General features: G+C 36.8%; 2 protein-coding genes. Both read left to right on the top strand.

Annotated features, from left to right (window positions below):
- On the top strand, window positions 1-696 hold a 696-nt coding region (locus VXQ92_RS18475; protein WP_416682790.1), incomplete at its 5' end, for an amino acid permease.
- 7 nt (window positions 697-703) lie between these two features.
- Window positions 704-1316, top strand: a 613-nt coding sequence (locus VXQ92_RS18470) for an alpha/beta hydrolase (RefSeq protein WP_416682789.1), incomplete at its 3' end; no start/stop codon positions are given.

The raw sequence follows: 1316 nt of genomic DNA, 5'->3' as shown, positions 1-1316 counted from the left end.
AAAAAAGCATTCAAAAGCACAGCACTTCGACTAATTTTGTTTTATTTATTGTCCTTATTCCTAATCGTTACTTTGGTGCCGTGGACTGTTTTGATTGGAGCAGATGCAACAAGCCCTTTTGTTATGGTCATGAAGATTGTCGGTATCCCGTATGCGGATAGCATTTTAAACTTTATTGTAATTGTAGCTGCCTTATCAGCCATGAATAGCATGCTTTATATTTCAACTCGTATGCTGTTTAGCTTGTCACGTGCAGGTGATGCCCCAAAAGTCTTTGGTCGAATTAGTAGTAATGGTGTACCGGTAAATGCGCTGTTGTTATCTGCGGTAGGGATTGGTATTGCTAGTATTGTTTATACGATTAATCCAGCTTCCGCATTTCCAATTATGATTGCGCTATCCATGTTTGGTGCGTTGTTCACGTGGGGAAGTATATTTGTGACTCATATGTTTTTTAGAAGACATATGGTTCAGCAAAATATACAACTAAAATTTAAAATTCCTGCTAGTCGATTTATCTCTTTGTTTGGGTTTATTGCGATTTTAAGCATTACAGTGACTACCTGGTTTACCAGTGAATTTAAGTCTACTTTACAATTTGGCGTACCTTTAGTGCTTGTTCTTATATTTTTCTATTATTTGAAACGTTCTACCGTAAAGTTAAATCTCAACTCTAGTGAAGAAACATTGAAGTGACTGGTATATGAGAAAGTATGACAATGCTACAACGGTAGAGAATGAAGGTGAAATACTAGCAGGCTTCCAATACAGAAGCTTGCTGAGTTATCAGGCTTATTATCATATAAAAGATATAAAGTATGGTTCGAAGAACCGATCAACTCTGGATTTTTTTCCTCTAGAACATGTCAGTAAAACCGTAATTTTTATACATGGGGGATATTGGCAGTGGTGTGATAAATCGGACTTTGCCTTTATAGCGCCGTACATATTAGCAAAAGGAGCGCAGTGTGTACTTTTAGAATATGACTTGGCTCCTCAAAGTCATATTTCACAAATCGTTGCTCAAACTCAACAAGCGCTCGATTTTATCGCTAAACAAAATTGGAAAATAGGCGAAGTAGTAGTGGTCGGCCATTCAGCAGGTGCTCATCTTGGTGCTTTATGTTTAAACCATCCGTTATTATCCAAGGCAACTTTATTAAGTGGGATTTATGATTTATTACCTATACAAGAGACTCATTTAAATCACGCTTTAAACTTATCGCAAGAGGATATTTTGAAATATAGTCCTATTCATCAGCAGGAACAGATCAATATTCCTTGTACGATTTTGTGTGGTGGGTTAGAACTTAGTG

Source organism: Acinetobacter sp. 228, from assembly GCF_048147885.1.
Note: the sequence above shows the minus strand (reverse complement) of the source record. Positions and strands in the feature narration are given on the sequence as shown.